29 protein-coding genes are annotated in these 25,296 nt (G+C 72.3%); 14 read left to right on the top strand and 15 right to left on the bottom strand.

Annotated features, from left to right (window positions below):
- The first annotated feature begins 164 nt into the window (after nucleotides 1–164).
- Complete coding sequence (locus tag ACFV9Q_RS23190) at nucleotides 165–593, top strand: organic hydroperoxide resistance protein (RefSeq protein WP_377227847.1); 429 nt, start codon at nucleotides 165–167, stop codon at nucleotides 591–593.
- Between the two features lie 80 nt (nucleotides 594–673).
- A complete protein-coding gene (locus tag ACFV9Q_RS23185) occupies nucleotides 674–1,786 on the top strand; it encodes a DNA alkylation repair protein (RefSeq protein WP_377236365.1) in 1,113 nt (370 codons plus the stop codon).
- Between the two features lie 7 nt (nucleotides 1,787–1,793).
- Here ACFV9Q_RS23185 and ACFV9Q_RS23180 read toward each other — a convergent pair whose 3' ends face one another.
- Nucleotides 1,794–2,366, bottom strand: a complete 573-nt coding sequence (locus ACFV9Q_RS23180; protein ID WP_377236364.1) for a TetR/AcrR family transcriptional regulator — start codon at nucleotides 2,364–2,366, stop codon at nucleotides 1,794–1,796.
- A gap of 83 nt (nucleotides 2,367–2,449) precedes the next feature.
- On the opposite strand from ACFV9Q_RS23180, the gene ACFV9Q_RS23175 reads away from it, so the two are divergent.
- A complete protein-coding gene (locus tag ACFV9Q_RS23175; RefSeq protein WP_377230718.1) occupies nucleotides 2,450–2,848 on the top strand; it encodes a PaaI family thioesterase in 399 nt (132 codons plus the stop codon).
- A 64-nt stretch (nucleotides 2,849–2,912) separates the two neighbouring features.
- On the opposite strand, the gene ACFV9Q_RS23170 is transcribed toward ACFV9Q_RS23175, so the two are convergent.
- A complete protein-coding gene (locus tag ACFV9Q_RS23170) occupies nucleotides 2,913–4,733 on the bottom strand; it encodes a cytochrome c biogenesis protein CcdA (RefSeq protein ID WP_377236363.1) in 1,821 nt (606 codons plus the stop codon).
- Nucleotides 4,734–4,896: 163 nt separating this feature from the next.
- Here ACFV9Q_RS23170 and ACFV9Q_RS23165 point away from each other — a divergent pair, with 163 nt between their 5' ends.
- Nucleotides 4,897–5,580, top strand: a complete 684-nt coding sequence (locus ACFV9Q_RS23165) for a fasciclin domain-containing protein (RefSeq protein WP_377236362.1) — start codon at nucleotides 4,897–4,899, stop codon at nucleotides 5,578–5,580.
- A gap of 93 nt (nucleotides 5,581–5,673) precedes the next feature.
- Here the strand turns inward: ACFV9Q_RS23165 and ACFV9Q_RS23160 are convergent, their stop codons facing one another.
- The 12 genes from ACFV9Q_RS23160 to ACFV9Q_RS23105 form a co-directional block, all read right to left on the bottom strand.
- On the bottom strand, nucleotides 5,674–6,498 hold the full coding sequence (locus ACFV9Q_RS23160; RefSeq protein WP_377236361.1) for an anti-sigma factor domain-containing protein: 825 nt from the start codon (nucleotides 6,496–6,498) through the stop codon (nucleotides 5,674–5,676).
- Nucleotides 6,491–7,072, bottom strand: coding sequence for an ECF RNA polymerase sigma factor SigK (gene sigK, locus ACFV9Q_RS23155; protein ID WP_377236360.1), 582 nt, complete (start codon nucleotides 7,070–7,072; stop codon nucleotides 6,491–6,493). Before sigK ends, ACFV9Q_RS23160 begins: the two co-directional genes overlap by 8 nt.
- Before the next feature lie 96 nt (nucleotides 7,073–7,168).
- Nucleotides 7,169–8,383, bottom strand: a complete 1,215-nt coding sequence (gene manD / locus ACFV9Q_RS23150) for a D-mannonate dehydratase ManD (protein ID WP_377230713.1) — start codon at nucleotides 8,381–8,383, stop codon at nucleotides 7,169–7,171.
- 60 nt (nucleotides 8,384–8,443) lie between these two features.
- Nucleotides 8,444–9,259 carry a carbohydrate ABC transporter permease gene (locus ACFV9Q_RS23145; RefSeq protein ID WP_377236359.1) on the bottom strand — a complete coding sequence of 272 codons (816 nt, stop codon included), beginning with the start codon at nucleotides 9,257–9,259 and terminating at the stop codon, nucleotides 8,444–8,446.
- A complete protein-coding gene (locus ACFV9Q_RS23140) occupies nucleotides 9,256–10,218 on the bottom strand; it encodes a carbohydrate ABC transporter permease (RefSeq protein ID WP_377236358.1) in 963 nt (320 codons plus the stop codon). Before ACFV9Q_RS23140 ends, ACFV9Q_RS23145 begins: the two co-directional genes overlap by 4 nt.
- Nucleotides 10,218–11,537: an extracellular solute-binding protein gene (locus ACFV9Q_RS23135; RefSeq protein ID WP_377236357.1), complete on the bottom strand. Its 1,320-nt coding sequence runs from the start codon at nucleotides 11,535–11,537 to the stop codon at nucleotides 10,218–10,220. The genes ACFV9Q_RS23140 and ACFV9Q_RS23135 overlap by 1 nt, the downstream gene beginning before the upstream one ends.
- A gap of 201 nt (nucleotides 11,538–11,738) precedes the next feature.
- Nucleotides 11,739–12,515 (bottom strand): FadR/GntR family transcriptional regulator, encoded by a 777-nt coding sequence (locus ACFV9Q_RS23130; protein WP_377236356.1) that lies wholly within the window; start codon nucleotides 12,513–12,515, stop codon nucleotides 11,739–11,741.
- A 62-nt stretch (nucleotides 12,516–12,577) separates the two neighbouring features.
- Nucleotides 12,578–13,153 (bottom strand): hypothetical protein, encoded by a 576-nt coding sequence (locus ACFV9Q_RS23125; protein WP_377236355.1) that lies wholly within the window; start codon nucleotides 13,151–13,153, stop codon nucleotides 12,578–12,580.
- A 124-nt stretch (nucleotides 13,154–13,277) separates the two neighbouring features.
- Nucleotides 13,278–14,174, bottom strand: a complete 897-nt coding sequence (locus ACFV9Q_RS23120; protein ID WP_377236354.1) for an endo alpha-1,4 polygalactosaminidase — start codon at nucleotides 14,172–14,174, stop codon at nucleotides 13,278–13,280.
- A 186-nt stretch (nucleotides 14,175–14,360) separates the two neighbouring features.
- Nucleotides 14,361–15,005, bottom strand: coding sequence for an SDR family oxidoreductase (locus tag ACFV9Q_RS23115; protein WP_377236353.1), 645 nt, complete (start codon nucleotides 15,003–15,005; stop codon nucleotides 14,361–14,363).
- Between the two features lie 45 nt (nucleotides 15,006–15,050).
- Nucleotides 15,051–15,857 carry an SDR family NAD(P)-dependent oxidoreductase gene (locus tag ACFV9Q_RS23110; protein WP_377236352.1) on the bottom strand — a complete coding sequence of 269 codons (807 nt, stop codon included), beginning with the start codon at nucleotides 15,855–15,857 and terminating at the stop codon, nucleotides 15,051–15,053.
- Nucleotides 15,858–15,986: 129 nt separating this feature from the next.
- Nucleotides 15,987–16,484, bottom strand: coding sequence for a pyridoxamine 5'-phosphate oxidase family protein (locus ACFV9Q_RS23105; RefSeq protein WP_377236351.1), 498 nt, complete (start codon nucleotides 16,482–16,484; stop codon nucleotides 15,987–15,989).
- An 88-nt stretch (nucleotides 16,485–16,572) separates the two neighbouring features.
- On the opposite strand from ACFV9Q_RS23105, the gene ACFV9Q_RS23100 reads away from it, so the two are divergent.
- The 8 genes from ACFV9Q_RS23100 to ACFV9Q_RS23065 all read left to right on the top strand — a co-directional run bounded on the left by ACFV9Q_RS23100 (nucleotide 16,573) and on the right by ACFV9Q_RS23065 (nucleotide 22,664).
- Nucleotides 16,573–17,661: a phosphotransferase family protein gene (locus ACFV9Q_RS23100; protein WP_377236350.1), complete on the top strand. Its 1,089-nt coding sequence runs from the start codon at nucleotides 16,573–16,575 to the stop codon at nucleotides 17,659–17,661.
- 97 nt (nucleotides 17,662–17,758) lie between these two features.
- On the top strand, nucleotides 17,759–17,923 hold the full coding sequence (locus ACFV9Q_RS23095; RefSeq protein ID WP_377236349.1) for a hypothetical protein: 165 nt from the start codon (nucleotides 17,759–17,761) through the stop codon (nucleotides 17,921–17,923).
- Nucleotides 17,923–18,630 carry a DsbA family oxidoreductase gene (locus tag ACFV9Q_RS23090; protein ID WP_377232197.1) on the top strand — a complete coding sequence of 236 codons (708 nt, stop codon included), beginning with the start codon at nucleotides 17,923–17,925 and terminating at the stop codon, nucleotides 18,628–18,630. The genes ACFV9Q_RS23095 and ACFV9Q_RS23090 overlap by 1 nt, the downstream gene beginning before the upstream one ends.
- A complete protein-coding gene (locus tag ACFV9Q_RS23085; RefSeq protein WP_377236348.1) occupies nucleotides 18,627–19,202 on the top strand; it encodes a TetR/AcrR family transcriptional regulator in 576 nt (191 codons plus the stop codon). The genes ACFV9Q_RS23090 and ACFV9Q_RS23085 overlap by 4 nt, the downstream gene beginning before the upstream one ends.
- A 38-nt stretch (nucleotides 19,203–19,240) precedes the next feature.
- Nucleotides 19,241–19,951, top strand: a complete 711-nt coding sequence (locus ACFV9Q_RS23080) for a haloacid dehalogenase type II (RefSeq protein ID WP_377236347.1) — start codon at nucleotides 19,241–19,243, stop codon at nucleotides 19,949–19,951.
- Between the two features lie 191 nt (nucleotides 19,952–20,142).
- Nucleotides 20,143–20,967 carry a hypothetical protein gene (locus ACFV9Q_RS23075; RefSeq protein WP_377236346.1) on the top strand — a complete coding sequence of 275 codons (825 nt, stop codon included), beginning with the start codon at nucleotides 20,143–20,145 and terminating at the stop codon, nucleotides 20,965–20,967.
- A gap of 34 nt (nucleotides 20,968–21,001) precedes the next feature.
- A complete protein-coding gene (locus ACFV9Q_RS23070; RefSeq protein WP_377236345.1) occupies nucleotides 21,002–21,985 on the top strand; it encodes a Dyp-type peroxidase in 984 nt (327 codons plus the stop codon).
- Between the two features lie 49 nt (nucleotides 21,986–22,034).
- A complete protein-coding gene (locus tag ACFV9Q_RS23065) occupies nucleotides 22,035–22,664 on the top strand; it encodes a hypothetical protein (RefSeq protein WP_377236344.1) in 630 nt (209 codons plus the stop codon).
- Here ACFV9Q_RS23065 and ACFV9Q_RS23060 read toward each other — a convergent pair.
- Complete coding sequence (locus tag ACFV9Q_RS23060) at nucleotides 22,661–23,434, bottom strand: MarR family transcriptional regulator (RefSeq protein ID WP_377236343.1); 774 nt, start codon at nucleotides 23,432–23,434, stop codon at nucleotides 22,661–22,663. The genes ACFV9Q_RS23065 and ACFV9Q_RS23060 overlap by 4 nt on opposite strands.
- Before the next feature lie 200 nt (nucleotides 23,435–23,634).
- On the opposite strand from ACFV9Q_RS23060, the gene ACFV9Q_RS23055 reads away from it, so the two are divergent.
- Both ACFV9Q_RS23055 and ACFV9Q_RS23050 read left to right on the top strand, forming a co-directional pair.
- Nucleotides 23,635–24,342 carry a DUF4097 family beta strand repeat-containing protein gene (locus ACFV9Q_RS23055; protein ID WP_377236342.1) on the top strand — a complete coding sequence of 236 codons (708 nt, stop codon included), beginning with the start codon at nucleotides 23,635–23,637 and terminating at the stop codon, nucleotides 24,340–24,342.
- 122 nt (nucleotides 24,343–24,464) lie between these two features.
- Nucleotides 24,465–25,283, top strand: a complete 819-nt coding sequence (locus ACFV9Q_RS23050; protein WP_377236341.1) for an alpha/beta fold hydrolase — start codon at nucleotides 24,465–24,467, stop codon at nucleotides 25,281–25,283.
- Nucleotides 25,284–25,296 lie beyond the last annotated feature (13 nt).

Raw genomic sequence — 25,296 nt, 5'->3', positions numbered from 1 at the left:
CCACGTCCGCTCAGGCCGCACCAGAGCCCGTCGCCACCTCACCGTGGCGGCGGGCTCTCGTCGTCGCTCGTTCGAGCCGGCCTGATCGGGTGCTAATGTAGACGTACTAGTTCGTCTACATGGCCCGGGCGTTCGGTTCCCGGCCTCGAGAAGGAGCGCATCCCATGGCTGACAGCATCTACACCGCCGTCGCGACGTCCACCGGCGACGGCCGCGCGGGAGGCCGCGCGGTGAGCGACGACGGCGTGCTGGACCTCAAGCTGGCGATCCCCGCCGACATGGGCGGTCCGGGCGGCGCCACCAACCCCGAGCAGCTGTTCGCCGCGGGCTGGGCCTCGTGCTTCCACAGCGCGCTCAAGGCCGTCGCCGCGGCGCAGAAGATCACGGTCAGCGACTCCGCCGTGGTCGCCGAGGTGAGCATCCACCCCGCCGACGGCGGCGCGTTCAACCTGAGCGCCGCGCTGCACGTCGAGCTCTCCGGTGTGGACCAGGCCACCGCCGACGGCCTGGTCCAGGCCGCGCACGCGGTCTGCCCGTACTCGAACGCGACGCGGGGCAACATCGAGGTCACGGTCGACGCGACCGTCGACTGACTCTCGCCGCCCCGGCAGTGTCAGACGCTCAGGCCACCATGGTGACCTGAGCGTCTGACACATCCCGAGCAAGGAGCCCCATGCCGTTCGCCGACGAGCTCATCAGCGACACCACCGCCGCGGCCCTGACCCGTGCGGTCCGGGCGGCCGCCCCGGACGCCACGCTGCGGGCGCTGCCGGCGACCGCGGGCCGGCTCGCCGACCTAGCGCTGCGCGAGCGGGCGGACCTCCTGCGGGACGCGCTGCTCACCGACCTGCCGGGCACGTACGCGGACCTCGCGGCGGTGGTGCGCACCGCGCGCGACGGCGCGGAGCCGTTCGGGGGCTGGCTGATCTGGCCGGTCACGAGCGCCGTCGCGGCCCGGGCCGTGGAGGAGGGCACGGACGTGGCCTTCGACGACGCGATGACGCTCCTGGCCGACCTCACCGGCCGGCTCACCGCGGAGTTCGCCGTCCGCACCCTGCTACGGCACGACCTGGACCGCGCCCTCGCCACGGCCACGGCCTGGGCCGGGTCGGACGACGTCGACGTGCGCCGCCTGGCCAGCGAGGGCACCCGCCCGTACCTGCCCTGGTCGGTCCGGGTCCCGGAGATCCTCGCCCGTCCGGGGGTCACGGTGCCGGTGCTCGACGCCCTGTACCGGGACGAGAGCGAGTACGTGCGCCGTTCGGTGGCCAACCATCTCAACGACCTCAGCCGCGACCACCCGGAGCTCGTGGTCGCGACGGCGGGCCGCTGGCTCGCGGACCCTGCGCCCACGACGCCGGCCCTCGTGCGGCACGCGCTCCGCACGCTGGTCAAGCGCGGGGACCCGGGCGCCCTCGCTCTGCTGGGGTTCGGCCCCGCGACGCTGGAGATCGACGGTCCGCTGCTCGACGCCGCCCGCGTGCCTTTCGGCGGCGCGGTCCGGTTCACCGCCGCGGTGCGCAACGTCGGGGCCGAGGAGGCGCGGCTGGCCATCGACTACGTGGTTCATCACCAGAAGGCCAACGGGGCGCGGACGACCAAGACCTTCAAGCTGACGACCCGCACGCTCGCCCCGGGCGAGCAGGTCGAGCTCAGCCGCGAGCACTCGTTCCGGCCGATCACCACGCGCCGCTACTACCCGGGCCCGCACGCGGTGACGCTCCAGGTCAACGGGGTCGCGACCGACCTGGCGGAGTTCGAGCTCGAAGCGCCGTCGAACGACTGAGCGGCGCTCAGCGCAGCGACGTCCGGACGATCCCCGCGACCACGTCCGCGAGGTCCGCCGGGATCGGCCGGCCGGCGCTCAGGTACCGCCGCACCGCGGCGTAGGGGAGGTCGACGACGACCAGGAGCAGCTCGGTGGTCGAGACCGAGGTCTCGGCGCGGACCCGTCGGGTCAGGCCGCGGATCGCGTCGTTCCAGCGCGCGCTCTCCGTCGCCTCCGTGTCGCGGGCCGCCTCGGGCCAGGCCTCGGCCTCGAACCGCGCGCGGCCCGCGAGGAGCGCGTGCGCGTGGGCGGGCTCGGCCTGGCACCACCGCACGGTGTACGCGGCGAGCGCGGCAGCGGCGTCGACCGGGTCCCCCTCGAACAGCGGGTACGCGTCCCGGTGGTAGCTCTCGATCGCGCCGTTCCACAGGGCCGCGAGCAGGGCCGGGCGGTCGGGGAACCGGTAGTAGAGCGACCCGCTGGGCACGCCCGCCTCGCGGATGACCGCCGCCATGGTGACCTTCGCCGGCCCGCCCTCGCCGAGGATCCGGCCCGCGGCGTCGAGGATCGTCGAGGTGTCGTGGGTGGGCCGGGCCATGCGTTGACGGTACTGCAGCACGTCGTTAGAGTCCGGTCTCTAGAGAGAGATCTCTACAACCGTGCGCCGAGAGGAACCACCCCATGACACTGACCGCGGACGAGGTCTACGCGGCTGCACCGTTCGTCAGGACGCTCGGCGTCGAGCTCGACCGGATCACGCCGGAGGCCGTCGTCGCGCGGCTGCCGTACTCGCAGCCGCTGTCGACGGTCGGCGGCGGCCTGCACGGCGGGGCTCTCATGGGGCTGGCGGACGGCACCGCCGCCGTCTGCGCCGCCGCGAACGGTGGGCCCGGCGCCCTGCCCGCGACGGTCGACTCGACCACCCACTTCCTGCGCCCCGTGCAGGGCCAGGCCACCGCCACGGCCGTGCCCGTCCGGGCGAGCAGCCGCCAGGTGCTCGTCGAGGTCCGGGTGACCGACGAGACCGGCGAGCTGTGCGTGCACGTGCTCCAGACGGTGCGCCTGGTCCACCCGTCGTGACAGCACCGGACCGGGCGAGCCCCCTGCGCCCTCCCGGTCCGGTGCGGTCACGCCGGCGCAGCCGTCAGCCGAACGTCATCGTGAAGACCTGCACGCCGGCCGGCACCTTAAGGTCGACGAGGCCCTCGGTCGGCTCGTCCCCCTCCAGGACCGGGTAGAGCCGCGGGTTGCCGGAGACCTCGATGTCGCGCGTCTGCTCCTTGCCGTCGGCCGTGACCGTCGCCTCGACGGTCCCCTCGCCGCCGAGCACCACGAAGACGTCGGTCGACCGGTACGCGAGGCGCACGCGGGCGTCGTCGGACACCGCCTCCGCGCCCTGGAAGTCGACGTCCCACGTGCCGCCGAGCGAGAACGTGTCCTGCTTCTGGTCGTCCGCGAGCGTGAACTCCTTGCGGCCCGCCGCGTACCGCGGCTCGCCCGAGTAGTTGATGACGCGCTTGATGGAGAAGTACGTCTCGGGCGTGATCTGGTCGAGCGGGGTCGCGTCCCGCACCGTGGTCGCGCCGGGCAGCTCGACGCCGGGGTTGGCGTCGGCGAGCAGCTCGCGGATCAGGTTCTCGGTGCGCTGGTACCCGCCCTCGCCCAGGCGGATGTGCCGCACGGTGCCGTCGGCGTCGATGAGGTACTGGGCGGGCCAGTACCGGTTCCGGTACGCCGTCCAGGTCGCGTACGAGTTGTCCTGGGCGATCGGGTAGGTCACGCCGAGGTCCTTGGCGCCCGCGATCACGTTGCGCGTCTCGCGCTCGAAGGCGAACTCCGGCGTGTGCACACCGATCACCTCGAAGCCCTTGCCGACGTCGGCGTACTTGTCGTACCAGGCGCTGATGTGCGGGATGGACCGCTGGCAGTTGATGCACGAGTAGGTCCAGAAGTCGATGAGCACCACCTGGCCGCGCATCGCGTCGAGCTGGAGCGCCTTGCCGTCCGGCGTGTTCAGCCACTTGTCGATGCCGCGGATCTCCGGCGCCGTGCCGCAGTCCTCCAGGACGGGTGCGCCGTTCGAGCAGTTGGACAGCTCGCGGTTCTCGTCGGTCACCAGTCCGCCGAGGTCGAGCGCCTCACGCACCGTCTCGGAGGAGTCGATACGCTGCTGGAGCGCGCCCGTGTAGTCCGGCAGCAGCCGCTGGATCGCCGCGGGCACGTTGAAGGCCAGCGCTATCGCCAGCAGGATGACGACGATGCCGCCGCCGGTACGGATGGCCTTGGTGTGCCGCTGGAAGGCCTGCACCCGCTCGGCGATCCGGCGTCCGGCCAGGGCGAACAGGAGCAGCGGGAGCGCGGCGCCGACGGCGAACGACACGGTCAGCGCCACCGTCTCGACCCCGATGTTGCCCGTGGCGCCGGCGACCGTGATCGCCGCGAGCACCGGTCCGGCGCACGGCACGTAGAGCACGCCGAGGCCGAGACCGAGGATGAAGGCGCCCCGGTCCTGCCGGGCCGCGCCCCGCTTGGCCCCGAAGGCGGCGATGCGCTGGAACGGCCGCTCCAGGATCATCTCGAACCGGGGCACGATCATGCCGATGCCCAGGAGGACCAGCAGCGTGATCCCCGCCCAGCGCAGCAGGTCCTGCGGCAGCCCGAGCACGGACAGCAGCAGGGAGCCGAGCAGCGTGAAGAAGCTGAAGCTCAGGACCAGGCCCGCGATCACGATGTAGGGGCGCAGGGACGGCCGGGCGCGGACGGCGGTGTCCGGCGTCGCGGTGGCGACGCCGCCCCCGCCACCCTCGGCGTCCGGAGCCTTCCCCTGGCGCGCCCCACCGCCTGTCCGGTTCCGCGCACCCTGCACGCCGCCCGCGAAGAAGACGGCCGGCAGCATCGGGAGGATGCACGGCGAGATTCCGGTGATCAGGCCCCCGAGAAGGCCGATGACGATGAGGGTTCCCATGTGCCGGGTTCGGCGCGCGGCCCGTTCCGGATGGGTACGGACCGGACGCCGGACGCCGCGGAAAACTGATGTGCACCGACCCCCATCCGGGGAGCCGACGGCTCCGAACCCCGGTCAAGACGCCCCGTGAGACGCGGGGTGACGCCACACCGAGGAGAGACCGATGAACGCTCGAACCCGCACGTCCTACGCCGTCGCCGGTATCGCCACGCTGGCCATGCTCGGCCTCTCGGCCTGCAGCATGGACTCGTCGGGCGGGGACACCGGATCGGAGGACACCTCGGCGTCCGAGGAGGCCACCGACTCGATGACCGAGGAGACCCCCGCCGAGGACGACGCCGCGGTCGACCCCGCCGCGAACCTCGTGGGCCCCGGCTGTGCCGCGTACGCCGAGGAGGTGCCGGACGGCCCCGGCTCCGTGACCGGCATGTCCACCGACCCGGTGGCCGTGGCGGCCTCCAACAACCCGCTGCTGACGACCCTTGTCTCGGCCGTGAGCGGCAAGGTCAACCCCGACGTGGACCTCGTCGACACCCTCAACGGTGACGAGTTCACCGTCTTCGCCCCGGTGGACGACGCCTTCAAGTCGATCGACGCCGAGACGATGGACACGCTGTCCACGGACAGCGACCTGCTGACCGCGATCCTCACGTACCACGTGGTGCCCGGCCAGCTCACGCCCGACCAGGTGGTCGGCGAGCAGAAGACCGTCGAGGGCGACACCCTCGAGGTCACCGGCAGCGGTGACGACCTCAAGGTGAACGACGCGAACGTGATCTGCGGTGGCGTCATGACCCAGAACGCGACCGTCTACCTCATCGACGGGGTGCTGATGCCCCCGATGTGATCCTCCAGCGATGACCGAGAGAAGCCTCGTCCGGCCGGACGGGGCTTCTCTCGTGTCCGCGGGTGCGGACCGGTTCGCTCGGGACGGGCCGGGTCAGGCCCCCAGCACGACGATCGGTGCCGTCGTGGGCTCCTCGGAACCCGACGCCGGCTCGACCGACACCGCCATGCCCACGCCGTGCTCACCCTGGACGAGCGCGGTCGCCTGGTCGCCCCGCAGGGCGAGCAGGCCCGCCGAGGAGACGCTGCCGTCACCCTCCACCACCCAGAGCTGGTAAGCCTTGCCCTGCTCGGGAGCCGGGAGCCCCTCGGCGTGGAAGAACATGTCGTCGCCGGAGACCAGCACGGACGCCTCGCCGCCACCCTCGACGGAGGCCCGCAGCACCGAGCTGTCCGGGTCGGCCAGCATCTCCGAGACCACCTGTGCCTGCTCGCGCAGGCGGTCGCGCTCGGCGGTCACCTGGACGGCGATCGTGGTCGGGACGGCGATGGCGACCGCCGCGGCGACCGCGGCCACCGCCGTGCCCCAGCGCCGACGGCGGCGGGCGGCGAGGTCCACGACGTCGCCGCCGCTGCCCGACGACGGGGTCGCGGCCGGCGGCCCGGCGGGAGCGGCGGCGGGCAAGGCGGCCGGAGCAGAAGGTGCCTCCGCCGTCGGGCCCGGGACCTGCGGCGTGCCTGCCACCTGCGCGAGCACCCCGGCCCGCAGCGCGGCGGGCGGTTCGGCCTCGACCACGAACGCGGCGACGACGTCGCGGTACTCGTCGAGCGCGCGACGGGCGTCGGCATCCGACGCGAGCAGCCGCTCGACCGCCTCGCGGTCGGCATCGTCCAGCGCGTCCAGGGCGTACCCGGGGATCAGGTCCCGGACGTCGCCGGCCACGCCGTCGGCACCGGTACCGGTCGTCTCGTCAGCCACGTCCCACCTCCAGGCAGTCCCGGAGCCGGTTGAGGCCGTCGCGGATCCTGCTCTTGACGGTCGGCAGGGCCTTGTCGAGCTTCTCGGCGACCTCGCGATAGGTCAGGCCGCCGTAGTACGCGACCACCACCGCCTCGCGCTGCGTCGGGGTGAGCCCCTCGATGCAGCGGCGCACGGCGGACCCCTCGAGACGCCGTTCGACGTCCTCGACCACCACGTCCCGCTCGGACTCGTTGGTGCGCAGGTCCGTGTCCCGCTGGTCGCGGTCCCGGTGCGCCTGCTCCGACCGCACGCGGTCGACCGCACGCCGGCGCGCCAGCGTGGCGACCCAGGTGCGGGCGGAGCCGCGTGCGGCGTCGAACCGCGAAGCCGTCTGCCACACCTCCACCATCACCTCCTGGGTCACCTCTGCCGCATGGTCGGGGTCGCGCAGGACGCCGAGCGACGCGCCGTAGGCTACCGGCCCCAGCGCGTCGTACACGGGCGTGAACGACTCCGGGTCGCCCCCGGCGCACGCCGTGAGCAGTGCGTCGACGGTGTCCCGTGACGAGGTCCGGACAGGTGGTGAGGCCACCGAACCAGTCTGCCCCACAACGGCCTCCGATCGTGTCTGCACCGGTGGTTCGGCGCGGTGGCGCTTACGGATGGGACGACGCGGGGGTGATCCGCGTCACCAGTCGTGGACGGACCCGTCCTGGAGCCGGTTGACCGGCAGGTAGCCGGGCTCGTACGGGTGGGCGGCCGCGAGCTCCTCGTCCAGCTCGACGCCGATGCCGGGGGCCTCGCCCGGGTGCAGGTGGCCGTCCTCGAACGTGTACGCGTGCCGGAAGACCTCGTTCGTCAGGTCGGTGTGGCCCGAGTACTCCTGGATGCCGAAGTTGTGGATCGCCAGGTCGAGGTGGATCGCGGCGGCCATGCCAACCGGCGAGATGTCCTCGGGGCCGTGGATCGCGCTCTTGATCCCGCGCTGGCCCGCGTAGTCGAACAGCTTCTTCATGGGGCTGACGCCGCCGAAGTGCGTGACGGCGGAGCGCACGTAGTCGATGAGCCGGTCGTCGATCAGCGTCTGGTAGTCGAAGACGGTGTTGAACACCTCGCCGATCGCCAGCGGCGTGGTCGTGTGCTGCCGCACCAGGCGCAGCGCCTCCTGGTCCTCGGCGGGCGTGCAGTCCTCCAGCCAGAACAGGTCGTACGGCTCCAGGTCCTTGCCGAGGCGGGCGGCCTCGATCGGGGACAGCCGGTGGTGCGCGTCGTGCAGCAGCGGCAGGTCCGGGCCGAACTCGTTGCGCACGGCCTCGAAGACCTTCGGGATGTACCGCAGGTAGGCGGCGGTGTCCCAGTCCTCGACGGCCGGCCGCGCGAGCACGTCGGGCGCGGAGCCGTCGTCCGACGTCGCCGTGTGGACGCCGTAGACGGACTTCAGGCCCGGCACGCCGCTCTGGATGCGGATGCTCTGGTAGCCGCGCTCCTGCAGCGCCCGCACCGAGTCGAAGATCTCGGGCAGGCTGGAGCCGTTCGCATGCCCGTAGGCGCGGATCCGGTCGCGGCTGGCCCCGCCCAGAAGCTGGTACAGCGGCAGGCCGGCGACCTTCGCCTTGATGTCCCACAGGGCGACGTCGACGGCGGCGATCGCCGCCATGGTCACCGGGCCGCGGCGCCAGTAGGCGCCCCGGTAGAGGTACTGCCACGTGTCCTCGATGCGGTGCGGGTCGCGGCCGATCAGCAGCGGCGCGACGTGGTCGCGCAGGTAGCTGACGACGGCCAGCTCGCGGCCGTTCAGGGTGGCGTCGCCCAGGCCGGTCACCCCGTCGTCCGTGGTGATCTGGAGCGTGACGAAGTTGCGGCCGGGCGACGTGACGACGACCTTCGCGTCGACGATCTTCATGCGGAAACCTTCTGTCGGTGGTGGGGGAAGCAGGAGTGCGGGCGTCAGCCCCGGGCAGTGTCAGCCCTTCGTGGCGCCGGCGGTCAGCCCGGCCACGAGGAAACGCTGCCCGAAGATCGCGGCCAGCAGGACGGGCACGGTCATGAGGGTCGCGGCCGCCATGAGCCCGCCCCAGTCCGTGCTGGCGTAGGACATGAAGTTGAACAGCAGCACGGGCATCGTCATCGTCCGCTCGTCCGCGAGGATCAGCGCGAAGATGAAGTTGTTCCAGCTGAAGATGAACGCCAGCACCGCGGCGGACGCCGTGCCGGGCGCCGCGAGCGGGAGCGCGATCCGCAGGAACGCGCCGAAGGCGGACAGGCCGTCGGTCCGCGCGGCGTCCTCCAGCTCGACCGGCAGGCCCTCGAAGAAGCCGATCATGATCCACAGGATCAGCGGCACGGACACGAACATGTGGCTCAGGATCAGCACCAGGTGGCTGCCCACCAGGCCGAGCTGCGCGAACATGTAGTACCAGGGCACGAGCAGCGAGATGGCCGGGATGATGCGGGCCACGAGGACCGTCGAGCCGGTGCGGCGCATCCGGAACCGGCCCACCGCCCAGGCGGCCGGCACGGCGATGACCACGCTGAGCGCCGTCGAGACGACGCCGATGACCAGCGAGTTGAGCAGCGAGTGCGCCAGGGCGCCGTCGGCCAGGACGTTGCGGAAGTTGTCCCAGGTGGGCGCGAAGACCAGGCCGACCGTCGGGTCGGTGACCTGCACGTTGGTCTTGAAGGCGGCGGCGATCATCCAGATGATCGGCAGCGCGATCACCGCGCAGACGACGGTGATCAGCACGCCGCGCAGGACGCGGAAGGTGGTGGTGGCGCTCACGAGGCGCTCCTCTCGGTGCGGCGCCGCAGCACGACCACGACCGCGACGATGAACAGCGTGAACAGGACCAGCACCGCGGAGGCGAGGCCGTACTCCTGGTAGTCGAAGGTGAGCCCGTAGGCGTAGACGTTGAGCGTCTCGGCCTCGAAGTCCGACCCGCCGCCGGGACCTTTGGTCGCGTAGATCAGGTCGAACGTCTTCAGGGCGTCGACGCCGCGGAGCACCAGCGCCGTCAGGATGGTGGTGCGGAGCATCGGCAGGATGATGTGCACGAACCGCTGCCAGGCGTTGGCGCCGTCGACCCGGGCGGCCTCCTCCGGCTCCTCGGGCAGCGTGGTCAGGCCTGCCAGCAGCAGCACGGTCATCATCGGGGTCCACTGCCACACGTCGATGAGCATCAGGGTGGGCAGCGACTGCGACACCGAGCCCAGGAACTCCTGCGGCGGGATGCCCACGAAGCCGAGCAGGTGGTTGGCGATGCCGTTGGTCGGGTCGAGGATGAGCATCCACAGGATGCCGATCGCGACCGGGGTGGCCAGCAGCGGCACCATCAGGATGGTGCGCACGATCTCCATGCCGCGGAACGCCTTGCGCATGAGCATCGCCAGGGCCAGCCCGAGCACGGTCTCCAGCACGACGGCGCCGAGCGTGAACATGACCGTGCGGCCGACGGCGGGCCAGAACCGGCGCGTGTCCGTCAGGGCGTCGGCGAAGTTCTGCAGGCCCACGTAGGAGCTGCCGGCGTTCACCGCGCCGAACGCGTCGGTGAGGCTGAGGTTGATCGTGAAGACGAGCGGGAACGCGATCATCAGGCCGACGAAGCCCAGCGCGGGCGCGAGCAGCGCCCACTTGAGGCGGCGGTTCGCCTGCTCGAAGGTCACGAACGGCTTGCCCGACGGCGGGGTGCGGCGCGTGCTGTTCTTGGGGCCGACTGAGGTGGGGGCGGTGGTCGTCGTCATCAGAACTCCTGCTGACGGTTGTCGCGGACGAGGAAGTCGTTGAACTCGGCGTCCGCGTCGGCGGCCACGGACGCGACGTCCTCGCCGACGATGCCGGAGACCAGCGGGCGGCCGACGATGTCGCGGGCGCGGCCCACCTGCATCACCTCGGGGCGGTCGTGCCCGACGCCGTTGGCCGCGTTGATCCGCATGGCCTCGGCGAGGTCGGCGGGGAAGGATGCGAGCGTCGCCGGGTCGTCCCAGACGGACTGGCGCGCGCCCGGGATGCCCTCGGACTGCAGGCGGGCGACCATCTCGGGGCTGGAGGCCCACCGGAGGAACTCCCACGAGTCGTCCCGCAGCAGCGAGAACTCGTTGATCGCCAGGCTCCACGACGGGATGTTGTGCGGCACGGAACCCGCCTGACCGGCGGGGAAGGGTGCGAAGCCCACGGTGTCGGTGACGGTGGAGATCGAGGTGTCCAGGAAGTTGCTGTAGATCGCGTCGGCGTCGACGTACATCGCGGCCTTGCCCTGCGCGAAGATCGGCATCGCCTGTTCGAGGCTCATGTTGGTGGCCCCGGGCGGTCCGGCGTCGTGCAGCAGGCGCCCGTAGAACTCGTAGGCGGCGACCGCCTCGGGCGTGCCGATGCCCGACCGGCCGTCGACCGTGAAGTCGCCGCCGAACGAGTAGAGGAAGCTCGACCACTGCGTGACGGCGCCGGCCCGCTGGCCACGGCCGACGAACCCGAAGAAGCCCTCGTCGCGCCGCTGGGTCTCCAGGGCGATGTCGAGCATGTCGTCGAGGGTCTTCGGCGCCCCGCCGAACTCCTCGAGCAGGTCCTTGCGGTAGTAGAGCGCCGGACGCTCGGTGACGACGGGGACGCTGACCGCGGCGCCCGCCGTGATCGACCGCTCGCGCGGGGCGTCCTGGAAGTCGGTCCAGTGGTAGTCGGTGTCGCCCTCGACCCGGTCGGTGAGGTCGGCGATCCAGCCGTTGCGCGCGAACATCATCTGGTCCTGCAGCGGCCGGATCGTCATGACGTCGATGTCGGTGGCCGACGCGTTGAGCTTGACGTTGAAGCTGGAGGTGAGCTGGTCGGCGGTGAGCATCCGCAGGGACACCCGGCGGCCGATCCGCTCCTCGAACTCGGGGAGGTAGCGGCTGATCGCCTGCGTCCAGACGTGGTTGATCGCGAGCACCCGCAGCGGGGCGTCCGGGCTCGCCGTCCGCGGGCTGCCCGAGCAGGCGGCCAGCACGGACGCCGCGGCGAGCACGCCGAACGACCGCCGGCTCAGCTCGAACCCCCGCGCCACCCGCGGCCTGAGTAGATGCGTCATGACGAAAAGTCACACCTCCATGTGTGCCCAAGCCCGTTGAGTGCTGGGTATTTGCGTCCCCAGGCGCTGAGATCGCGCAGATATCCAGCACTCAACGAGGGAAGGAGCGTCAGTGGTCCAACTGGTAGGACCAGTTGGACCGTAGCACGGTGCCGAGGGTGGGTTCAAAGGTGCTGGTGGGGTTCGGGGCCCGGCCTCGGCCTACCGCTCCAGCAGGGTCTCGATGTGGCGGGACGCCATCAGGTCCAGGCCCACGTCGAGGTCCGGGCCGTAGGTGCGCAGGCCGAGCGCGAGGTGCTCGCGCATGCGCTCCCGGGCGAGCGCGACGTCGCGCGCCTGGATCGCCTCGACGATCTCGGGGTGGTGCGGCACGCCCGGTTCCCCGATCCGCGGATCGGAGTTGGAGCGCAGCATCATCTCGAACATCATGCCGCCGATCGACGACAGCATGATGCGCAGCACCGGGTTGCCGCAGGCGGCGGCGATGGTGTCGTGGAACCGGAGGTCCTCGCGCGCCTTGTCGACGACGTCGCCGGCCGACTCCACGCGGTCCAGCGCCTGCACGATGGCGTCGACCTGCTCGTCCGTGGCCCGCTCCGTCGCCAGCCCGGCGATCTCGACCTCGAGCGGGATCCGCGCCTCGATGAGCTGCCGGACCGTCGGGCGCTCGGTGCGGTAGAGGGCGTCGTAGCCCCGCGCGTGCGCCGACGACTGCTCGGTGACGAACGACCCGCGGCCCGGCGCCACCTCGATCAGGTCAGTGGCCTCCAGGCGGCGCAGCACCTCGCGGATCACGTTCCTGCTCGCCCCGAACTGCACCGCGAGCTCGCGCTCGGACGGCAGCTTGGAGCCCACGGCCCACTCCCCCGTGCGGATCTGCTGCTCGAGCTGGCGCGCGATGTGCTCGGTGAGCAGGCCCCTGCGACCGGTCGTCCCCGCGTCACGGGGATCCAGCGGCGGCACGAGGGGGGATGTCATGCGTCGAGGATAAGCACCGGCGGGACCGGCCCGGGCCCGACGGCGCAGCGGGACGGCGCCGGCTACCGCTCTCCCCAGGGTCGATGACGGCAGCCGGCCGTCGCGCAGCTCATCGGACCGCTCGGGTGGTGCTTGTAGTAGTACCGGTCGAAGTCCTCGACGGCGATCATGGTCGGCTCCTGCTCGGAACCGTCCCAGTCGTAGTCCAGGTGGACCCACCCCGACTCGACGGACGTGATCGACCACGGCCGGTGGTTCTGGGACCAGACGCCGTTGCCGACCTCGACGCGGACGCCGTCCCTGGTCACCAGCCCGGAGTCCGACGAGGACGACGGCGAGGAGGCGCCGCTGCCGGACGAGCTCGACGACGTGTCGCCGTCCGCGACCTTGATCACGAACCAGATGACGACCCCGATGATCACGAACAGCTTGATCCAGTTGAGCGGCGTCTCCTCGACACCGCCGTCGAAGAGCTGGCCGACGAACGGGACTGCCAGCACGCCGAAGGCAACGAACCCGATCAGCAAGGCGGTGAACTCGAAGCCCCCGGGGTCATCCATGTCGTTCAGGATGAACACGCAGATCCCGAGGACGACCAGCAGGAAGACGTCGACCTGTTCCGCCGTGAACTGCTCCATCGCGCCCCCTACGTCGCTGCGGTCGGTACCGGTCAGTCAGACGTGCTCGACGTAGCACCCCAGTCTCAGGCCTGACCGTTGTGTCCGGCAACAGCCACTTTGCGCCGCACGCCCAGCGCCGGGCTCAGCACTGCTCGTACGCGTAGGCCTCGTCGTCGGGGCCCACCAGGTCGCGGTCGCGCAGGATCGCCAGCGGGGCGCGGTCCGGGTCGGCGCAGACGGCGTCGAACCCGTCCGGGAGGTTGTCGGTGTACTCGATCTGCAGCACGTTCTGCCCGTAGACGCCGGTGTAGGCGCCGCACTCGGCGTACGCGGCGCACTCCTCGGTGACGGCGAAGTCGAACCCCAGGTCGCGCCCCACCGTCGTCGCCTCGGCGGCGTTCTTCTGTCCGATGGCGAGGCCTGCCTCGTGCGCGAGGTCGATGTACGCGCCGGCCAGGGCCAGGGCGGCGTCCTTCTCGATCAGGCCGGTGCCCGGTTCGGTGAATCGCGTCCAGGTGTCGAGGTTGTCGATCTCGACGCCGGCGAATCCCGCGTCGGCGCAGCCCGTGATCACCGGGCCGAGCAGGTCGAGGATGCGGCCGCGCTTGTCGTCGGTCGACGGGTCCAGGACGTACTCGTCGGGCCAGTCCGGGTCCACGACGAGCTCCCCCGCCGCGTCGTGGAGCAGCAGGTCCTCGTTGTCGCCGAGCCAGAGGTCCGCCTGGTCCGGCTGGGTCTGGAAGCCGTTGACGTAGCAGATCCCGTAGGCGCCGTCCGCGGGTTCGGCGGTGGCGTCGCGCACGACGACGTCGAGGCCGCCGTCCGGCTCGTACGCGGTGCCGAGCTGGTAGTCGAACCGGCCCGTCGTCGGCGGAAGGGTCACCGCGGCGTCGCCGGTTCCGGCGTCGGTACCGGCGCCCGCGCCGGCGTCGTCCGAGGCCAGAGCGCTGCTGGAGCCGGCCTCCGGGCCGGCCGCCTGGCTGCCCCCGCAGGCCGTGAGCACGAGGGCGACGAGGACGGCGACGATCAGCTGCGGCATCCGGCGATCGTAACGAGCGCGGCGGCAGGGCGAGGGTTGGCCGGCATGCCGCCGTCCGCCCCTCCCCTTTGAGGCCTGGGTTTCTTGTCTTTGCGGAGCCGCAAAGACAAGAAACCCGGGCCTCAAAGGGAAGTTGCGAGGCGACGTCAGGCGACGTCAGCCCAGGTCAGCCGACGTCAACCCACCTCAGCCCGCGATCGCCTCCGCGATCGGCGTGCCGCCGTTGCCGAACGCGATGGTGCGGCCCAAGGTGCCGTCATCGAGCAGGACGGCGGCGATCACCCCGGCCACGTCGGCGCGCGCGACCCGCCCGACACCCGGGTCGGCCACCTCGATGAGACCCGTCGGCTCGTCCAGCGTGAGCGGTCCGGGCTGGAGGATCGTGTAGTCGAGTCCCGTGCCGCGCAGGTGCTCGTCGGCCGCGGTCTTCGCCTCCGCGTAGGCGAAGAACGAGTTGTCCTCGGGCACGCCGTGGTCGGGGCCCGCGCCGAGGTAGGACACCATCACGTAGCGTGCGACGCCCGCCGCCTTCGCGGCGTCCATCGACCGGATCGCGGCGTCGCGGTCGACGGCGTAGGTGCGCGCCGGGTTGCCGCCGCCGGCACCCGCCGACCAGACCACGGCGTCCTGGCCGCGCAGCAGGTCCGTGAGGCCCGCGGTGTCGAGCTGCTCGACGTCGGCGACCAGCGGCGTCGCCCCCGTGGCCGCGACCTCCTCCTGGTGGTCCGGGTTGCGGAAGACGCTGGTGACCTCGTCACCCCGCTCGACGAGCAGGGGCGCGAGGCGCAGCGCGATCTTTCCGTGGCCGCCGATGATGAGAACGCGGGACATGGTGCTTCCTTCCGTCAGGGTCCGCTCCAGGCTATGCCGGAACCCTCACAGGTACGGCCGCAGCACCCCGAAGGCGTAGTCCATGAGCGCCCGCCCGAGCCGGGCGTCCCGCGCCTGGGCGCTGGGCTCGACCAGCTCGCCGTCGTCGAAGTAGTCGCCCGCGCGGACCGGCCCCGTGACCGCGGCCAGGACGTTGTCGGCCCCGTGCCGCACCGACACCCCGCCGACGCTGAACATCGCGTGCAGCAGCGGCGTGCTGATCACGCCGGGGCTGAGGCTCACGGGTGTGACGCCGTTGCCGGCCAGCCGGTCCGCGAGCCACCGGGTGTACAGGATGATCGCGAGCTTGGAGCGGGCGTAGGCCCGGACGGCGTCGTAGCCGCGCTCCAGCTCGATGTCCGCCAGGTCGAGCTCGGTCATCTCGTGCGTGGCCGACGCGAGGTTGACCACGCGGGCGTCGTCCGCGAGCGCCGGCAGCAGCCGCTCGGTGAGGAGCACCATCGCGAGGAAGTTCACCTGGAGCGTGCGTTCGTGCTCGTCCTTCGTGACCTGGCGGGTGGTCGCCCCGGGGACGCCCGCGTTGTTGACGACGGCGTCGATCGGTCCCGCGGCCAGCGCGGCCATGGTGGCGGCGGCGTCGGCGACGTCCGCGAGCGACTCGAAGTCGCACTGGACGTAGCGGACCTCCGCGGCCCCCTCGGTGAGCACGTGGAGCGCCGGGCGCACCATGGTCTCCGGCTCGGGGCCCTGGACGATCACCTGCCGGACGCGGCCCACGAGGTCACGCGCGGTCTGGAGCCCGATGCCACCGGTCGCACCGGTGACGATCACGGTCGATTTCTCGGAGATCATGCCGCTCCTCGTGGGTCACCTGCGACGAGCGTAAGCAGGCGAGCGGCCGGTGGTAACCCCCGTTTAGCCGGTTTCACCCGGTGCGTCCGGACGCGGCCGGGATGCACCACCTCGGCGCCGCGTCCGCCGTCACGCCCCCTGGCGCTCGGCCTGCCTCCGGAGCAGCTCCTCGACGGCGGAGGGCAGCGTCGTCTCGAAGTCGATCAGCTTCGCCCAGGTCGGGGTCACCACGACCCGGACCATGCCGTCGTAGAGCGAGCGCACGCCGACCTCCCACTCGGCGCGCTGCTCCGGCGTCATCTCGTAGCTGGTGTTCGCCTCCAGGTACTCGTCCGGGATGCCGTCGACGACGTCCAGCTCGGCCCGGCCGCGGACCAGCAGGATCCTGGGCGGGTGCAACTCGGTGTCGATCGTCAGGGCGACCATGGGGTTCGCCCGCAGGTGCGGGAGCTTGGGCGCGTTGGTCGAGGTGCACATCACGATCTCGGTGCCGTTCCAGGAGAACCCGATCGGCACGGTGCGGGGCGTGCCGTCCGTGGCGACGTACGCGAGGCGCGTGATGTCGCGGGCCAGCAGCTCCTGGCTGAGCGGCCGGTTCAGGATCTCGGTGACCTCGTTCGCTTCCATCGGTATCACTCCAAGCATTCGCGCTGCCCGTGTGGCTGCTGGTATCCCTGGGACGGAGCCGCCGCCACGTTCTCGACATCGAGGGAAGATGATGAACGCACCTGGCCTGCCCGACGCCGAGACGATCGAGACCGTCCTGAAGTCCCGGGAGGGCGCCTGGGGTCCCGGCGCGCGCGTCCTGTCGGTGCGCGACCTGTCGCAGGGCCTGAGCCAGGCCGCCGTGCTCCGGGTCTGCGTGGCGGTCCCGCACGCGGAGCCGTCCGCCTGGATCGTGAAGGTCCCGGGCTGGGGTCAGCCCTCCCTGCTCGACTCGCGCGACGGCGGGCTGGACCACCGCGAGGCCCGCTTCTTCCGGAGCGGCGTCCCGGGCCTGCTCCCCCGCGGCACGACGACGCCGCCCCATGTCACCGTGGTCGGGCACAACGGGCTCGACTGGATCGTCATGCGCGACGTCGACGCCGTGCTGCAGCAGAGCTGGACGCCCGCCGCCGCGACGATCGCCGCCGAGCGGGCCGCGCTGCTGCACGTGCCCGGCGACCTGGAGCCCGGCCTGCTCGGCGCCCCCTGGCTGGAGACCGCGGGCTACGCCGCCTACGCCCACCACGTGCCGGACGGGCACGACAACCTCGACGCCCTGCCCGGCGACCCGCGGCTGCGGAACCTGTTCACCCCCGAGCAGGTCGACGCGCTGCACGCCGGGCTGGACGCCGCGGACGAGCTCGCGGCGCGCGCGGCGGAGCTGCCGACCACGCTCGTCCACGGCGACCTCACGCCCCGCAACGCGGGCCTGACCGCCGACGGCGCCCTGGTGCTCATCGACTGGGAGCACGTCGGCGTGGGGCCGGTCGGCTACGACCTCGGCACGTTCGTCTCCATGTACCGGGCCTTCGGTGGCCACGGCGAGCTGGACGAGCCGGCCGTCCTCGACGTCTACGCCGAGGCCGTGAGTGCCCTGGCGGGCACCAACCTGCGCCCGGCCGCCGCCCTCGGCTTCGCGGTCGCCCACCTCACGTGGGGGCTGCACCTGCGGCTCGGCCCGGGGCTGACCGCCGTCCGGCAGGGCCTGAACAGCCACGCCCCGGCGCGGCTCGCCGCGCACCTCGACGACATCCGGTCGGGGTGCCTGCGCGCGCTGTCCTGGGCGCCGGTGACCCAGGCTGTCACCGCGGGCCGCTGAGGGGGCCGGGCCCGGCCGTGATCTGTCGGTCACACTGCTCGCGAACCCCCGCGACGGAAGTTGACGGAGGGTTCAAGTTAGACCTACCGTCCTTGGCATGACAACGAGTGACACGGTCGCCGAGGCGACCCCGGTGGTCGAGACCCCGGCGGAGGTGACCCCCGGCGCCGTCGACGGCGCCCCGGTCGCCTCCTCCCCGTTCGAGCTCCTGCCCGTGGGCGACGCGTTCGGCGTCTGCTCCGTGGACGGGGTGTGCTCCTGATGGCCGGTGCGTTCGGCCGGGCCGCCGACAAGCTCGTGATCGACGTCTGGAGCGACGTCATGTGCCCGTTCTGCTACATGGGCGACGCGCTCCTGGAGCAGGCCCTGGAGCAGTTCCCGCACTCCGCCCAGGTCGAGGTGCGCTACCACAGCTTCCTGCTGATGCCGCAGCTCACCGGCGACGTGCCGATCGACCTCATGGACCTGCTGGTGGCCGAGAAGGGCTTCCCGCGCGAGCAGGCGGCGGCCATGCACGAGCAGATCTCAGAGCGCGGCCGGCAGCTCGGCCTGGACTACCGCTTCGAGCAGGCGAAGGCCGTGGGCACGCGCACGGCACACCAGCTCAGCCACTTCGCGGCGGGCCACGGCAAGCAGCACGAGATGGTCCAGCGGCTGTTCCGGGCCTACTTCACGGACGGCCTGAACGTCGCGGACCACCAGGTCCTGGGCGACCTGGCCGCCGAGGTCGGCCTGGACCGCGACGCCGCCCTCGCGGCGCTCGCCTCCGAGGAGTTCGCCGGCGCCGTCGAGGCCGACATCCAGCAGGCCCGGCAGTACGGGATCCAGGGCGTGCCGTTCTTCGTGTTCGCCGGCAAGTACGCGGTCTCCGGCGCGCAGCCGGTGGAGTCGTTCCTGCGGACGCTGGAGACGAGCTGGAACGAGACGGTGGGCTCCCCCGCCGCCGCCGGGGCCGGGACCGCTCGATGACCTCGGACCCGCCGCGGCTCCGCGCCGACGCGCGGCGCAACGTCGAGGGCATCCGGCTGGCCGCCCTCGACGTGTTCCGCGCGGGCGGGCTGAACAGCCCGCTGGACGAGGTGGCGCGGGCCGCGGGGGTCAGCAAGGGCACGATCTACCACCGCTTCGGGGGTCGGCAGGGCCTGATCGACGCGGTGGTCGAGGAGCTGTTCGCCGAGCGCATCGCCGGGATCATCACCGAGGTCGGCGCCGTCGAGGACCCTGTCGAGCGGTTCGAGGGCTACCTGCGGCGCATCTGGCTGGTCGCGTTCGACGAGCCCGCGGCCAACGACGTGCTGCTGCGCGCCCAGCCCGGGTCCGGCACGCTGACCGCGCTGTGCGAGCGCGCCAGCAAGGTCGCCGCGGGATTCCTCGCCGACGCCCAGGCGACCGGCGCGATCCGCGCCGACCTCACGCCGGACGACGTCTACGTGCTGATCTGGGAGCGCGGGATCATCGCCCGCGCCAGCGAGGAGCAGCACCGCGACGGCTACATCCGCAGCTTCGAGCACACCCTGCGGGGGCTGCGCAGCACCCCGTAGCCCTCGGGGCTTCGACGTCGGCGGCTAGCGTGGGGCCCATGCAGCCTGCGGAGATGCGGACAGCCCGGCCGGTCGTCGTCCTCGACGTGCTCGGCACCCTCGTGGACCAGGCCGGGAGCCTGCGGCGTCAGGTCGCCGACGCCACCGGGTCGGGCGCCGACGCCGCGGCGGACGTCGTCGGGCGCTGGCTCGACCACGTCGCCGCGCAGGAGCGGGCGATCATCGCGGGCCGCCGGCCGTTCGCGCCCAGCCACGAGCTCGACCGCGAGGCCCTCGACACGCTGGTCCGTGAGCGCATGCTCCCGCCCGACGCCGCCACCACGCTGGCCGACGCCGCGGAACGGCTGGAGCCCTGGCCCGACACGGTGGCAGGCGTCGACCGGCTCGCCGCCGACGTCACGGTGCTCGGCCTCTCGAACGCGAGCCGCCGCACCCTCGCCGGCCTCGGCGCGAACGCCGGGCTGCGGTGGCACCGGGTGCTCTCCGCGGAGGACGCCGCCACGTACAAGCCAGCCTCGGGGATCTACGAGCTCGCGCTGCGCAGCGCGCCTGCGACGTCGGGCACGCCGGTCATGGTTGCCGCGCACGCCTGGGACCTGCGCGGTGCCGCGGCCGCGGGCCTGCGCACGGCGTACGTGCCCCGGCCCGACGGCGACGCGCCGGGCCCGGACGACGCGTTCGACCTGTACGCGACGGACCTCCAGGACCTGCACGCCCAGCTCCTGAATGTTGGCGCCGGCACGCTCTGACGCAGCCCGCGGGGTCGGCACCCCGTGGCCGGTCGGCAGCCAGCGGCCAGGTCGGCACCTTGCATCGAGGTCGGCACAGGCCTGTGCCGACCTCGATGCAAGGTGCCGACCCCAAGGACAGACTGCCGACGTCGAGGGGGACGACGAAAAGGCCAGGACCACCGCCGGCACCGGACACTAGGCTCCCCCGCGTGATCGTGACCCACCTCGACGGCCTGCCCGTACGCCTGCGGGCGCCGCACGACCTGTCCTTCACGGCCCGCTGGGGCACGGTGTTCGCGGTGCTCGACAACCAGGACTCGGGCAACCTCTGCCTCGGCGTCGAGGGGCCGGCGGGCCGGGTGTTCGTCAAGTACGCGGGCGCCCCCACGCTGCGGTACGACGGCGACGTCGCGGAGGCGGCCGACCGCGCCCGCCGGGCCGCCGAGGTCTACCGGGCGCTCGCCCACCCGACGCTCGTGACCCTGCGCGAGGCCGTCGACGTCGGGACCGGCCACGCCCTGGTGTTCGACTGGACCGACGCGACGCCGGTCGGCCGGCAGTACGAGCAGTCGCACGTGGTGCGGTCCCTGGACCTCGCCGCCCGGGTCGACGCCGTCCGACAGGTCTACGACTTCCACGCGCACGCGGCGGCGCTCGGCTGGGTGGCCGTCGACCTGTACGACGGCTCCGTGCTGATCGACCCGGAGAGCGGGCGCGTCGTCCTGTGCGACCTCGACCTCTACGAGCCCGCGCCGACGGTCAACCGGATGGGGCGGATGTGGGGGTCGTCCAGGTTCATGTCGCCGGAGGAGTACGCGCTCGGCGCGCCGATCGACGAGGTCACGAACGTCGTCGCGCTCGGGACGCTCGCGCACACGTTCCTGGGCGACGACGCGACGCGGTCGCCCGCGGCCTGGGCCGGCTCGCCCGCGCAGCTCGCCATCGCCGACCGCGCGGTGCGCGCCGAGCGGGCGGAGCGCTGGCCGTCGGTCGCGGCGCTGGCCGAGGCCTGGCGGGCAGCAGCCCGGGACTGAGCCCGGGCCGGCCCGCCGCTGTTAGCCTTCCGGCATGCCGGACAGCACGAGCAGCGGACACACCGACCGGACCGCCCCGTCAACCTACGGCGCACCCGTCTCGCCGCAGGGCGTGGACGCCCCGCTGCGCCGGTCGGCCGTCTTCCTCACGCTGGTCGTGGCCGACGGCGACGAGGCGATGAGCACCGTCCGCGAGGTGCTCGCCGACCTCGGCGGGCTGGTCAAGACCGTCGGCTTCCGGGACCTGGCGAACCCGGTCTCGTGCACCGTCGGCATCGGCAGCCGGATCTGGACGGAGCTGACCGGGCGGGAGCAGCCCGCCGAGCTCCACCCCTTCCGCGAGATCGCCGGCGCCGCGCACACGGCGGTCTCCACCCCGGGTGACCTGCTGTTCCACCTCTGGTCGGACCGTCAGGACCTCTGCTTCGAGCTGGAGCGCCTGCTGCTCGCTGCGCTCGGCACCGCGGTCACCACCGCCGACGAGGTGTCGGGGTTCCGCTACTTCGACACCCGCGACCTGCTCGGCTTCGTCGACGGCACGGCCAACCCGGTGGGCGCGGAGCTGCCGGAGTCCACCCTGGTGGGCGACGAGGACCCGGAGCTCGCCGGCGGCAGCTACGTCGTCGTGCAGAAGTACCTGCACACCCTCGCCGCCTGGCAGGCGCTGTCCACCGAGCAGCAGGAGCGGATCATCGGCCGCACCAAGGCGGACGGCGTCGAGCTCGACGACGCGGCCGCCGGGCAGAAGTCGCACAAGACGCTCGCCACGATCACCGACGAGGACGGCGAGCACGACATCCTGCGCGACAACATGCCGTTCGGCCGTCCGGGGCACGGCGAGTTCGGCACCTACTTCATCGGCTACGCCCGGCACCTGTGGGTCATCGAGCGGATGCTGGAGCGCATGTTCGTGGGTGACCCGCCCGGCCTGCACGACCGGATCCTCGACTTCTCGACGCCGCAGACCGGCACCACGTTCTTCGTGCCGCCCACGTCGGTCCTCGACGCGCTGGCCTGACCGCCTTCACCGCTTTCGGGTGAGGTGCGCGCACCCCGTCGCTCCTAGCGTGCAGACGCACCTTCCCACCGCGACGAAGCGGAGCCCCGTGCGCACCGACGAGCCGGAACCCCGCCGCACCGGCCGGCACGCCAGGACCGACGGACCGGACGAGCCGCCGGGGCCGCACGCGCGCGACGAACCGCACGAGCCCGGCGATCCGCACGAGCCCGCCGAGTCGCTCAAGGAGCGTGCCGCGTACCTGTACGGGCTGGTCATCACGGGCTCCGTGCTCGCGTCGGCCCCTGCGGACCTGGGGCTCGTCCGGGTCGCCGGGCTGCTGGGCGGCACCCTGCTGGTCTACTGGTGCGCCGAGTCCTACGCGCACCTCATCGCCGCCCGCTCCCTCGCGCGCCGCCCCCTGCACCCCGACGAGCGCCGGCACGTGCTGGCCGAGGGGCTGCCGATCGTCGCCGCCTGCACGGCGCCCGCCGTCGTGCTCCTGATCGAGGCGCTGCTCCGGGTGCCCGCCGACGTCGCCGTCGACATCGCGCTGCTGGTCAACCTCGCGCTGCTGCTCGTCGTGGGCTGGCGGATGAGCACCGACGGCGGCCTGACGGGCGGCCGGCGGCTGGGCGCGACCCTCGTCGCGGGGCTGCTGGGCGTCGCGATGATCGGGCTCAAGCTGGCGTTGCACTAGCCGTCGCGGGACGGCGCTCCGGCCTCGTCCGGTGCCGGTCCCGCGTCGCCCGACGCCACCGCGGGACCGGTGTGCAGCACCTCGCGGGCCTGCTCGGCGGCCCGCACGATGCTCTCGCTGATGAAGTCGAGGAACCGGGCGATGTTCTCCAGGCGCGCCGCGGCGGGCGTGCTCGCCCCGAGCACGACGACGCCCTGCCGGGCGGTCGCGGCGAGCTGGTCGTTGGCCCGGGCGCTGCCGATCGTCGACTGGTACCAGACGTCGTTGTCCGCGACGTACCGCTCTCGGCGGCCCTCGTCGCGCTCCCGCCGCACGAGGCCCTGGCGCTCGAGGTACGTGATCGCCTTGGAGACGGACGCCGGGCTGACCTGGAGGCGCTGCACGAGGTCCGCGGCGGTGACGCTCCCGGCGTCGGTGGTGAACACGCAGGTCAGCACCCGGGCGGTCATCCTGGTCAGGCCGGAGGCCATGAGCACGCCGGTGAGCGACTCCTCGAACTCGGCCACGGCGGCGGCGTCGCGCCCGTGGGCCTGCGGGGCCGCCTGCGCGGCGCGCGGCGCGACCTGGCGGCTGCGCTGGGCGCGGCGCTCCGTGGCGCGGTGCGCCAGCTCGGCGCGGTAGCCCCCCGGGCCGCCGTTGCGCAGCACCTCCCGCGTGACCGTGGACGTCGGGCGGTCCAGCCGGCGCGCGATCTCGGCGTACGACAGGTCGTCGGCCAGGCCCAGCGCGATCTGCTGACGTTCCTGCTTGGTGAGTCGGCCTCCCGGCATCGCGATCTCCTCCGTGCTGCGCGTGATGGTCCCTGCCCGCCCACCATAGCGTTCACTCTCCAGTCATTGCAATGCAACGACACTCACCGTTGCATTACTCTCACGATCGTTGCAACAGTTTTATGGCTGTGACCTGCGTAAACGTAGATCCAACGCAACAAGCATGTTGCCCGCTTGTGGAAAGCAACGTAGCGTTTGCGATGTCAGAAACACCGGGAACACCAGCACAGGAGCCGATCGCCATGCAGAACTTCGCCACCCCCGCCCCGATCTCCGCCGTCGTCGAGATCCCCGCCGGCCGGGTCCAGCTCATCGCCGCCGACCGCGCCGACACCACCGTCGAGGTCCGGCCCACCAACCCCGCCAAGAGCAACGACGTCCGGACCGCCGAGCAGACCACCGTCACCTACACCGACGGCGTGCTCAAGATCCAGACCGCCGAGCCGCACAACAAGCTCGTCGGCCACGCGGGTTCGGTCGAGGTCACCGTCCAGCTCCCCGCGGGCTCCGCTCTCGAGGGCACGTCCGGGGCCGCCGAGCTCCGCGCCGTCGGCCGCCTCGGTGCCGTCGTCTTCGACGGCGCCTACCAGCAGATCAAGATCGACGAGGCGGCGAGCCTGCGCCTCACCGCGACCGACGGCGACGTCGAGGTGGGCCGGCTCACCGGTCCCGCGGAGATCACCACCGCCCGCGGTGACATCAAGATCGCCGAGGCCACGAACGGTTCGGTCGTGCTCAGCACCCAGGCCGGTGACATCACGGTCGCCGCGAGCGCCGGCGTCTCGGCCACGCTCGACGCCGGTACGACCCTCGGCCGCATCAGCAACACCCTCAAGAACGACGGCGCCGCCGTGCTCGACGTCCGCGCGACCACCGCCTACGGCGACATCTCGGCGCACAGCCTCTGAGCCGAACCGGTCCGGGCCTTCGGGCCCGGACCAGGCACCACCCCGCACGACGCGACAACACACCGCGCACCGCGCGCACCGACCAGCACCACTCCCGCACCACGAACCGACAGGTGGAGAACATGACGAACGACAGCGCTTCCTCGACCAGCACCGCGTGGTCCGGCCTGGTACCGGTCGACGACACGGCCCTGGCCGTGACCGACACGGGCGGCACCGGCCTCCCGGTCGTCTACCTGAACGGCCAGTTCGCCACCCAGGGCTACTGGCGCAGGACCATCGCCGACCTGGGTACCGGCTACCGGCACATCACCTTCGACGAGCGCGCCCGCGGCAAGAAGTCCGGGACGTCCGCGGACTACTCGTTCGAGGCGGCCGTGCGCGACGTCGACGCCGTCCTCGCCGCCCGCGGCGTGGAGAAGGCGCTGGTGATCGGCTGGTCCTACGGGGCGGTCGTCGCGGCGCACTGGGCGCAGCGCAACCCGGGACGCACCCTGGGCGCGGTCCTGGTCGACGGCGCCTTCCCCCACGACTGGCTCGACGACGCGATGGAGGTCCGCATCCGCAAGCTGTTCCGCCGCATGAGCTGGTTCACCGTCCCGCTGCGGATCACGGGCATCACGCCCCGGATGTCCGCGGCGGAGCAGGCGGAGAGCAACATCGAGCTCGGCAAGCTGTCCCGGGAGGCCGCCCTGGCGCCGGTGCTGAACGACATCAGCGTCCCGGTCCGGTACGTCGTGGCCTCGGGGACGTCGCTCGGCAGCAAGGGTGACGAGCAGGAGCAGATCCGGGCCGGGCTGGAGGCGGCGACCGCCGACAACCCGAACATCAGGATCAGCGCCAAGGTCGCCAGCAACCACGGGGCGATCCTCAACAAGGACTTCCGCGCGATCGGCGACGCCCTCCGGGAGGTCGCGGACCTGAGCCGCACGCAGAAGTAGGCACCACAAGTAG

It is taken from the genome of Promicromonospora sp. NPDC059942 (genome assembly GCF_042731755.1).
GTDB lineage: Bacteria > Actinomycetota > Actinomycetes > Actinomycetales > Cellulomonadaceae > Promicromonospora.
This window is presented reverse-complemented; position numbering and strand designations above follow the sequence as displayed.

Bases quoted from the DNA above. Each gene is read 5' to 3' on its own strand.
- ACFV9Q_RS23120 (WP_377236354.1), bottom strand. From the start codon at position 14,174: ATGCCGCAGCTGATCGTCGCCGTCCTCGTCGCCCTCGTGCTCACGGCC.
- ACFV9Q_RS23135 (WP_377236357.1), bottom strand. From the start codon at position 11,537: ATGACGCATCTACTCAGGCCGCGGGTGGCGCGGGGGTTCGAGCTGAGC.
- ACFV9Q_RS23060 (WP_377236343.1), bottom strand. From the start codon at position 23,434: ATGCCGGGAGGCCGACTCACCAAGCAGGAACGTCAGCAGATCGCGCTG.
- ACFV9Q_RS23130 (WP_377236356.1), bottom strand. From the start codon at position 12,515: ATGACATCCCCCCTCGTGCCGCCGCTGGATCCCCGTGACGCGGGGACG.
- ACFV9Q_RS23115 (WP_377236353.1), bottom strand. From the start codon at position 15,005: ATGTCCCGCGTTCTCATCATCGGCGGCCACGGAAAGATCGCGCTGCGC.
- ACFV9Q_RS23175 (WP_377230718.1), top strand. From the start codon at position 2,450: ATGACACTGACCGCGGACGAGGTCTACGCGGCTGCACCGTTCGTCAGG.
- ACFV9Q_RS23070 (WP_377236345.1), top strand. From the start codon at position 21,002: ATGCCGGACAGCACGAGCAGCGGACACACCGACCGGACCGCCCCGTCA.
- ACFV9Q_RS23190 (WP_377227847.1), top strand. From the start codon at position 165: ATGGCTGACAGCATCTACACCGCCGTCGCGACGTCCACCGGCGACGGC.
- ACFV9Q_RS23185 (WP_377236365.1), top strand. From the start codon at position 674: ATGCCGTTCGCCGACGAGCTCATCAGCGACACCACCGCCGCGGCCCTG.
- ACFV9Q_RS23100 (WP_377236350.1), top strand. From the start codon at position 16,573: ATGATGAACGCACCTGGCCTGCCCGACGCCGAGACGATCGAGACCGTC.
- ACFV9Q_RS23085 (WP_377236348.1), top strand. From the start codon at position 18,627: ATGACCTCGGACCCGCCGCGGCTCCGCGCCGACGCGCGGCGCAACGTC.
- ACFV9Q_RS23080 (WP_377236347.1), top strand. From the start codon at position 19,241: ATGCAGCCTGCGGAGATGCGGACAGCCCGGCCGGTCGTCGTCCTCGAC.
- ACFV9Q_RS23140 (WP_377236358.1), bottom strand. From the start codon at position 10,218: ATGACGACGACCACCGCCCCCACCTCAGTCGGCCCCAAGAACAGCACG.
- ACFV9Q_RS23170 (WP_377236363.1), bottom strand. From the start codon at position 4,733: ATGGGAACCCTCATCGTCATCGGCCTTCTCGGGGGCCTGATCACCGGA.
- ACFV9Q_RS23095 (WP_377236349.1), top strand. From the start codon at position 17,759: ATGACAACGAGTGACACGGTCGCCGAGGCGACCCCGGTGGTCGAGACC.
- ACFV9Q_RS23165 (WP_377236362.1), top strand. From the start codon at position 4,897: ATGAACGCTCGAACCCGCACGTCCTACGCCGTCGCCGGTATCGCCACG.
- manD (WP_377230713.1), bottom strand. From the start codon at position 8,383: ATGAAGATCGTCGACGCGAAGGTCGTCGTCACGTCGCCCGGCCGCAAC.
- ACFV9Q_RS23090 (WP_377232197.1), top strand. From the start codon at position 17,923: ATGGCCGGTGCGTTCGGCCGGGCCGCCGACAAGCTCGTGATCGACGTC.
- ACFV9Q_RS23180 (WP_377236364.1), bottom strand. From the start codon at position 2,366: ATGGCCCGGCCCACCCACGACACCTCGACGATCCTCGACGCCGCGGGC.
- ACFV9Q_RS23125 (WP_377236355.1), bottom strand. From the start codon at position 13,153: ATGGAGCAGTTCACGGCGGAACAGGTCGACGTCTTCCTGCTGGTCGTC.
- ACFV9Q_RS23105 (WP_377236351.1), bottom strand. From the start codon at position 16,484: ATGGAAGCGAACGAGGTCACCGAGATCCTGAACCGGCCGCTCAGCCAG.
- ACFV9Q_RS23110 (WP_377236352.1), bottom strand. From the start codon at position 15,857: ATGATCTCCGAGAAATCGACCGTGATCGTCACCGGTGCGACCGGTGGC.
- ACFV9Q_RS23050 (WP_377236341.1), top strand. From the start codon at position 24,465: ATGACGAACGACAGCGCTTCCTCGACCAGCACCGCGTGGTCCGGCCTG.
- ACFV9Q_RS23055 (WP_377236342.1), top strand. From the start codon at position 23,635: ATGTCAGAAACACCGGGAACACCAGCACAGGAGCCGATCGCCATGCAG.